The following is an 8599-nucleotide window of genomic DNA, read 5'->3' on the forward strand; positions in this document are numbered from 1 at the left end:
CTTAGGCCGCGGTCGCACATCTTGGAATTTTTCGATAAGAGTTTTTCTTATCCGAAGCCCTTGCAAACCACTTTAATAATGAGGCGTCTCCGTCATTCGTAAGGAATAGGGGACACCTTCATTTTGATAAAGATGGAAATATTATATACATAAAATGCCGGATTTGATATGTGTAACTCTCCAAAGATCATGGTAAAAATGTTCAATCGTCGCATTATACTGATCCTTATGCTATAATAACAGTTTGAAACCAATAATAGGCAAAGGACGGGAATGCCATGATTAGTACAACCGGCGTTACGCTCCGCTACGGGAAACGAGCGCTTTTCGAGGACGTGAACATTAAGTTTACACCAGGGAACTGCTACGGCTTGATTGGCGCGAACGGTGCGGGCAAATCGACATTTCTTAAAATATTGTCTGGTGAAGTTGAACAGACAAATGGTCAAGTAAACATTACTCCTGGAGACCGTCTGTCGGTCTTGAAGCAGGATCATTATGCATATGAAGAATTCAAGGTTCTCGATACAGTCATTATGGGTCATGAGCGCTTGTATTCCATTATGAAAGAGAAGGATGCCCTCTATGCGAAGGCAGACTTCACGGAAGAAGACGGCATGCGCGCAGGCGAGCTGGAAGGCGAATTCGCTGAGCTCGACGGCTGGGAAGCTGAATCGAGCGCAGGCGAGATGCTTATCGGTCTTGGAATCACTAGAGATCTTCATGATAAGCTGATGTCTGAGCTTGACGGCAACCAGAAGGTACGCGTATTGCTTGCACAAGCATTGTTCGGCAGACCGAACATCTTGCTGCTCGATGAGCCTACCAACCACTTGGATCTCGAATCGATCAACTGGCTCGAGAGCTTCCTGATGGATTATGAAGGCACAGTTATCGTCGTATCTCACGATCGTCACTTCCTGAACAAGGTATGTACGCACATTGCAGATATCGACTTCGGTAAAATTCAGCTGTACTCAGGTAACTATGATTTCTGGTACCAGTCCAGCCAATTGGCGCAAACGATGATGCGCGATCAGAACAAGAAGAAGGAAGAGAAGATCAAGGAACTTCAAGCCTTCATTCAGCGCTTCAGCGCGAACGCGTCCAAGTCGAAGCAGGCGACTTCACGTAAGAAGATGCTCGATAAGATTACGCTCGACGACATTCGTCCATCGAACCGTAAATATCCGTTCATCAACTTCAAGCCTGAGCGTGAAGCTGGCAAGCAATTGTTGACGATCGAAGGTTTGACGAAGTCAGTTGAAGGCGAAAAAGTATTCGATAACCTTCACCTCGTTGTGAACAAAGGCGACAAAATCGCACTCGTTGGTCCAAACGGATTGGCGAAAACAACTTTGTTCCAAGTTCTGATGGGTGAGATTGAGCCTGATGCAGGAACATTCAGCTGGGGCGTTACGACGACACAAGCTTACTTCCCGAAAGACAACTCCGCATACTTCGATGGGGTTGAGGATACCTTGGTTGACTGGCTGCGCCAATACTCCAAGGATCAAGACGAGACATTCCTTCGCGGCTTCTTGGGCCGCATGCTCTTCTCTGGGGAAGAAGCATTGAAGAAGGCAAGCGTATTGTCCGGGGGCGAGAAGGTTCGCTGCATGCTCTCCAAGATGATGATGAGCGGCGCGAACGTGCTGTTGCTTGATGAACCGACGAACCACTTGGATCTCGAATCCATTACAGCGCTCAACAACGGCTTGACTGACTTCGACGGCACAATGCTGTTCACGTCCCATGACCATCAGTTCATTGAGACGATTGCGAACCGCATTATCGAGATTACGCCGAATGGCATCATCGATCGTGTATGCACGTACGATGAATATCTTGAGAATGAAGAAGTGAAAGAGCTGCGCAAGAAGCTGTATCCAGAAGAAAGCAAATAACATCTGATAGAATAAGAGGTTTGAGTAGCCATATGGCTGTTCAAACCTTTTTTTGTATGCTTATAAACTGTCCCTGCATTAATTTTCGCTTTAGCGGTACATTGCCTCTTTCTTGAAAGCAAGATCGAGCAAGGAGCGTTGGTTCGTTCCTGAATCCGATCCTTCCTATGGATGTGCACGAAATCAGGCTTGAAGTTGCCAAAATGTGCAGCACTCGTTTTCCTCGCTTTACCTCCGTTTCCTCCCCAAAAAAAGTATTGTTGTACCTGTGCAATAGATCAGACATCCCCTGATGATTTGCATCTTTAGAAATATTGACATCTATTTTTTCCATTTCTATCAAATCAGATTGTGTTCTTGCCGTTATAATATATTAGGAAAATATATCTAAATAAGGTGGGTTGTTCCGCTTGTTCTGATGCTAAGCCTGGGACTTCAGAAAGAACTCGGAGTAAAGGGATAGGAGGTAGGCCTCGTGCAGCATTTGGATGAAAAAATTTTGGCGATGATGATGGAGCTGGAGGAAGAACGACAGGAACGTGACGGCGAGATGAGGGAAGAGGATGGGGGAGAAGGAGACGGAAGAGGTGGGAACGTTAAGCGAGAGTCTATCGATCTCAATCATCCTCTAATAAGCGTCAACGGACAAATGATTCCGCTAACGGATCGGATATTACTGGAAGGAAGGCTTCACGTAAGGATGCCGAAAACTTGGCGTCTCATGACTCAGCAGGAGACTGCGATCAAATATCCTTCGGTATATCGTCCATCCCTAATTTATACGAACAAGGAAGGTACCGTGAACCTGACGTTCAACCATACAGAGGAGCCACTTGAAGAAGAAGGGCTTGCTGTTTATAAGGAGACGATGGCTCGCATGCTTCGCTCGGTACAGCCTATCCGCTCCTGGATTGATGAGGGCATATTGAGTTCTGATGAAGGGGAGCGAGCAGGGTATTGTGAATTCACCGCTTCCGTATTAGACGGGACGCTGTACTATTACATGATGTTCAAGGAGCTGGAAGGAAGCGTACTGCTCGTTTCTTTCTCATGCAGTGCAATGGACATGAGGAACTGGAAGCCAGTGGCCCATGCGATGATGCGGACCTTACAAACCCTCGGCAGTGAGAAAGGGGAGAAGTAAAGTGAGCCTCACTTATGAGAATTTGAACATTCATCCATACCAATTAGTCCACCTGAAGGAACTGACCCTGACGAAGCAGCTCAACGAGCATGCACGGCTGCACTTCACGGGGATTGTGTCTGAGGAAAAGAGCAAGCTTTATGTGGATATGACCGATGCGGACACCTCTATTGAATTGAATCAAATGGATGCGGACGGTGGGAGCAAGCCCCTGTTCCGTGGAATCGCACTTTCTATCGAAATCCAAGTCGTGCAGGGCGTTCACTATTTGGAAGTGGAGGCGATATCCCATACCTACGTCATGGATGTGAAGACGAAGACGAGGTCTTTCCAGAATGTAAAGATGACGATTCCTCAGCTTCTTGAACATATAGGCAAGGAATACCCGGGACTTGACGTGATGGATGAAGCAACTGCCGGGGCTAAGCTGCAGCGAATGGCTTTGCAGTATGAGGAGACGGATTGGGCGTTTCTACGGAGAATGGCCTCTCGATACCATACCAGCCTCGTTCCGGCAGCTCAATTCCTGGAACCCAAGTTCTATTTCGGTATTCCTGATGGTTCAAGAGTGATTCGGTTGGAGCAAATGAATTATACCGTTAGCAAGCGAATGGCGCCGTTCAGATATTTCGTAGAAAATGAAGCCGCACCTGTCGGTGAAAACGACTTTATTACCTATGACATCGAAACGGATGAAGTATTCGACTTAGGCAGTCATATTCAATTTCAAGGCAAAAGTCTCTTTGTGCGCGAAGCGCAGACGACGATGCAAGGCGGCATGCTGAAGCATCGGTATGTGCTCTGCTCTTACAAAGGATTGCGGCAGAAGGAGTATAGCCATGAGCGCTTGATCGGCGCATCCATTCGCGGAAAAGTGATTGATGTGGCAGGGGACAAAGTAAAAGTCCACTTTGAATGTGATCATGAGCAAAAGAAGGACGAAGCGCGCTGGTTCCGATATTCGACCGCTTATTCGGCGGAAGACAGCACCGGATGGTACGTCATGCCGGAGATAGGCGATCCAGTAGCCGTTTATTTCCCTGGAAAGAAGGAAGAGGAGGGCATCGCTGGCGGTGCGGTACGCCATAATACCGAACCGAGCGGACGCAATAAGCTAAGCAATCCCGATGTGAAAATATTCCGTACGCCATCCGGCAAAGAAATCAAGCTTGCTCCGGATGAAATCGTCATTACCGGGAAGGATGGCGCCATTTATATTCAACTGAACGATGATGAGGGCATTCACATTGCCAGCAGCAAAGGAGTCAGCATCACTGCGGATGGGGATATCTCCATGAATGCCGGACGCAAGATGGTGTTGTCTGCAGGCAGTGAAATGAATATGAGCTGCAAGGGCAGCCAGCTTCATTTGGGACGTCAGGCGCGCTTAACGGGCAGCAAAGTGAAGTCGAACTAAGCATGCGGAAGAGGAGGTTGTCATGAACAGCGAAGCAGCGTTAGCCCATTTCATTCAGGAAGCAGTACCTCGCGAGAGGAGCGAGATGCTCGCTGCAATCGGACAAGAATGGGATGAAGCCAAGAAAGAATGGGTGCAAGAATTTGTCGACGGCTTCCGGCAATGGTGCAAGGTCATTCGTGAACAGCAGCTCTCCGGGAAAAAAGGAAGCCTTGGATTCATCACCTACTCTATGCTGAGAACGGACATTGCGCAGGGACGAGCTCGCTATCTCGTACAAGCGTCCGACAGCTCGTGGCTGTTCGACGCCGAACCGGTTGAAGGCTACTATGACGGCTTGTGGGCTTATCGCTACTTGGATTTGCTGGCAGACAGATTGAAGCTGGCCAGCCGCGAATATAAGGGGGCCGTTCATTCCGCACATCTGGAGCGCATTCGTCTGCGCGAGGCCGTTCACATACACCGCGTCGTGGTCAGCCTGATTCGGCTGGCTATGCTGGAAGCTTCCCAATCGCCGGAGTTCCAAGCTGTGGAGAAGGCAGAAGTATTCGAGGTTCGGGTAGGAGAATATTTGGATCATAGCGAGTGCGTGTTCCGGCTGGACTTGCGCAAGCGCGCTGCAGAGGAAGTGCGGTCATGGCTGCGGGAGGGAAATGAAGAGGATTACGCATATGAAGCTTTTCACGCTATGGATTTGTCGGAGGGAGATTGGGCGGGGATTGATCTTCGGTACAGCGCATTTCGAGACTGCTGCTTGTCGAACAGCCGTTTTCTTGATGGCGTTCTGATCGGCACGCTGTGGCAGGAATGCCGGTTGGATGGCGCCAACTTTGCCTATAGTCTTATTAACGGTGCGAACTATAGCGGGTGCTCCATGCCGTTGGCGGTGTTCCGGGGCGTCCAGGGCAAGCGGGGCGTGCTGCCATTCGACGGATTTCCACCTATTTTTGAAGGAGTTCAATTCGCTAAGGCCAACTTGACCGGTGCTGATTTTACCCGAGCCAACCTCCCTGGCGCAGTGTTCACTGGAGCCACGCTGAAGAATGCCGTCTTCCGCGGAGCAAATCTCAAGGGGGCGCGCTTCGATAAGGCGGATTTGACGGGAGCTGATTTTCAAGACGCGGATGTAACGGAGATCAACTGGAATGATGCGCATTGGGATGATGAGGATCACCGCCTGCTATCGCAGGAAATGGAGGGACGGCCATGAATCGGTTATTCAGACTTGCTGCGGATGAACGGATTGCGAATCGGGCAGAGCCGAATATGATGACGCATGGAACCGTGCGCCGACTAGAGGAAGAAGCCGGCGTGGAAGAGCAGCCGCTCGTCTTCCCGATACGGGAACGGAATGCCGTCGAATATGTCGATTATATGGATCGGCCCATGCCCTTGTTATCGGATCGCGTTAAGCGGTTGATAGAGCTGTACATGCCTGAATTGCGTTGGCGTCCTGTTATTTTGACTGATATGAAAAGGGAACGGCAGGAAGTCTATTGGATGACGTCGCTGCCTCGCCTAAGCTGTCTCTCGCCTGATAGCGAATTCCACAAGGATGGGGGCTTGAAGCGGCTTGTGCTGGAAGGAAAGCGCAACTATCGGCCACTGTTCCAGGTCGACGGAATCCGCGAGAGAGTGTGGATCGTCAATCTGGCGCTTGCCGAGAGTTTGCTTCGGCGGGATGTGTACGGGGTTCATTTTATAGAGATTGAATTGGATCAAAAGCTCGGGCATGAATTCGATGCAGAGTAAGGGGAGTGAGGCGTGTGCAGGAGCAACAGGATATCCGGGTTCAGCCAGGAAAAGGGCGCAAAGGCAGCTATGTCGTAGCGGGCGCTATTCTTAGCTGCAGCTTCGGCACTCAGCCGACCCGGATCACAATGCCGGAATGCCATGGTACATACGTGAAGGGCAAGGCTCAGATGAACGTTGGGGATTTCGTGCCGGGCGTGAACATAACTTCTTTTGGAAACTGTTCTTGTCCGATGAATCCGGCTGTGCAGAGCAGTAATTTGGTCGACATTTATGGAGTGAAGAAAGCTCCGTGCGTTCCGGTTATGACCATGCCTTGGTTGAATGGAAAAAACGATGTGCTTGTGGAGGGGAGACCCGCTTTGCTAAGCGATTGTACGCACCAATGCCTTTATGGCGGTGTCATTCGCATCGAGGATGACGGACAGGAACTGGATTGATGGGAATGCGCTCATAGACGATTGTACAATACATCCCGTTTCCAGTAATCAAATCATGCAAGGAGGGGAGAAGTTGGAGATGAGTATGCAAAGCGCAGAAAATGCGGCAGGCTACGGTCATATCCGTGTGGTGTGGGCGCATGATATACAGCGAATCCTTGAGCTGCGAATCGAGAAGCGAGTGAATGAGCATGCCCGGCTGCATATGCGCGCCTTGCTGGCAGAGGAGAGTGGCGATCAGGATATCGAGGCGTATGATTATGGCAAGCCCGTAAAGGTAGAACAGCTAGGAGATGACGGTTCCGTAGTCCGAACGTTGTTTTGTGGTCAAGTGATGACTCGATCCATACATGCGGAGCGCAGTGTATATGTCTTGACTTTAGAAGCGATTTCCTGGAGCTATGAGCTGGATATTTGGCCTAAAACCCGTTCATTCCAGCCGGAGCATACGACTTATGAGGACGTACTGGAACGAGTTCTGAAGGACTATGCGCGTTCGGATTCAATCGATACTGCAAGCGAGGGTAGCACGCTGGAATCTTTTACCCTACAATATGAGGAGACGGACTGGTCGTTTTTGAAGCGGATGGCCTCACGGCTTGGCACGGTGTTAGTGCCGGAAATTACCGCAGAATCTCCGAAGCTGTTCTTCGGCTTGCCGGCAGGAAAGCATTGGAGACTGGATGAACAAGAGCCGTACCGGGTTCGGAAGAGCTTTCATTCTTCGCTGGAGCGTGGAGCACAAAAGATTCCATTCGGAAATGGATCCGGTTCGTCGTCCGCAGCCGTGTATTCGCTAGAGAGTGGAAGATGCTTCGTTTTGGGGGATCGCGTTAGCCTGCCAAGCGGGCTGAGGACGGTCGTAACTGAGATCGTAAGCGAGATGAAGAACGGGCTTCTACTGCACACCTATCAGTTATGTGCCGAGGAAGATGCAACCTGCCCGCGCATAGAGAATTGGCAGGCGACAGGTGCCGTGCTCAGTGGGATTGTGATCGACGTGCAGCGGGATCGGGTAAGGCTTCGCTTGGATGCGGATGGCGAAGATGCTGTTTCGGACGGCTGTTGGTTCCCGTATGTAACAAGCTACGCAGCTGAGGGAAACAGCGGCTTGTATTGGATGCCGGAGCCGGGAGATCGAGCGCAGTTATATTTGCCTTCGGCACATGAGGCAGAGGCCGTAGTCCGGGGCTCGCTGCGACAGCATGCTGCCGTCGATAAACCCGATGAGAAGGTATGGAGCGGCAAGCGAGGCAAGCGGATCAGCATGGGAAATGTAGAACTGAAGCTGGAAGCGGGAGGCGGCTTGAATATCCGCTTAAATGAAGGCAGTGGCGTACATATCCATAGCAAGAATAGTCTTGCGATAAGCGGCCGGGACATTATGGTCAAGGCAGGCCAGCAAGTAAGTATGAGAGCAGGGCAATCGCTCTATTTGCGCGGAGGCGAGAGCAGTCTCATTTTAGACGGCGAATCGGATATGCGCTCGGATCTCCTTCACCAGGAAGGCACCGTGAAGTCCCCGGTGCATGTGACCCCGCTAACACCGATGCCGGAGCCGCCGCTGATGACGGTGGAAGCCTATGAGGCTGGACAAGCTGCGAAGACGGCGTCAGCTGAATCGCAAGGTATTACCGGGGCTCAAATCGGGTTGCTGGCAGGTGCTGCGCTCAGTCTGCTGGGCATGATCCCGGCAGCGGGAGTGGTTGGCTCGCTAGTAGGCTCGGCACTAAGTGTTCTTGGCATGATGACCTCTTCCAGCGGATTCCGAATCGGGCTGCCCCCAGGCGGGGGGACGACAGCAGGCCCGCTCAGTGAAGAAGAAATGATTCAGCTGGAAATGCAAAGGGAGTTTGCGATACTGCTCGGCAAAGTATTTACTGATGCGAGAGGCTGGAGGAACCCGGAAACCAAGGAATCGCTAGTACGATTCTTGCTG

The 8599-nt window shown here is 50.8% G+C and carries 7 protein-coding genes; all 7 read left to right on the forward strand.

The window, feature by feature from the left end; translation table 11 throughout:
* Positions 1 to 278 precede the first annotated feature (278 nt).
* Positions 279 to 1907, forward strand: coding sequence for an ABC-F family ATP-binding cassette domain-containing protein (locus BBG47_RS26410; RefSeq protein ID WP_065294226.1), 1629 nt, complete (start codon positions 279 to 281; stop codon positions 1905 to 1907).
* Between the two features lie 475 nt (positions 1908 to 2382).
* Positions 2383 to 3051, forward strand: coding sequence for a hypothetical protein (locus BBG47_RS26415; RefSeq protein ID WP_065294227.1), 669 nt, complete (start codon positions 2383 to 2385; stop codon positions 3049 to 3051).
* A 1-nt stretch (position 3052) separates the two neighbouring features.
* Complete coding sequence (locus BBG47_RS26420; RefSeq protein ID WP_065294228.1) at positions 3053 to 4468, forward strand: phage baseplate assembly protein V; 1416 nt, start codon at positions 3053 to 3055, stop codon at positions 4466 to 4468.
* 22 nt (positions 4469 to 4490) lie between these two features.
* Positions 4491 to 5678, forward strand: coding sequence for a pentapeptide repeat-containing protein (locus BBG47_RS26425; RefSeq protein WP_065294229.1), 1188 nt, complete (start codon positions 4491 to 4493; stop codon positions 5676 to 5678).
* On the forward strand, positions 5675 to 6220 hold the full coding sequence (locus BBG47_RS26430) for a hypothetical protein (RefSeq protein ID WP_065294230.1): 546 nt from the start codon (positions 5675 to 5677) through the stop codon (positions 6218 to 6220). The genes BBG47_RS26425 and BBG47_RS26430 overlap by 4 nt, the downstream gene beginning before the upstream one ends.
* A 14-nt stretch (positions 6221 to 6234) precedes the next feature.
* Complete coding sequence (locus BBG47_RS26435) at positions 6235 to 6660, forward strand: DUF4280 domain-containing protein (RefSeq protein WP_065294231.1); 426 nt, start codon at positions 6235 to 6237, stop codon at positions 6658 to 6660.
* A 79-nt stretch (positions 6661 to 6739) separates the two neighbouring features.
* A partial coding sequence (locus tag BBG47_RS26440) for a contractile injection system protein, VgrG/Pvc8 family (protein WP_217492530.1) occupies positions 6740 to 8599 on the forward strand: 1860 nt, incomplete at its 3' end.

It is taken from the genome of Paenibacillus sp. KS1, assembly GCF_001680695.1.
Classification (GTDB): Bacteria; Bacillota; Bacilli; order Paenibacillales; family Paenibacillaceae; genus Paenibacillus_B; species Paenibacillus_B suaedae.

Coding starts and splice junctions, on each gene's coding strand:
- BBG47_RS26425 (WP_065294229.1), top strand. CDS start 4,491: ATGAACAGCGAAGCAGCGTTAGCCCATTTCATTCAGGAAGCAGTACCT.
- BBG47_RS26410 (WP_065294226.1), top strand. CDS start 279: ATGATTAGTACAACCGGCGTTACGCTCCGCTACGGGAAACGAGCGCTT.
- BBG47_RS26430 (WP_065294230.1), top strand. CDS start 5,675: ATGAATCGGTTATTCAGACTTGCTGCGGATGAACGGATTGCGAATCGG.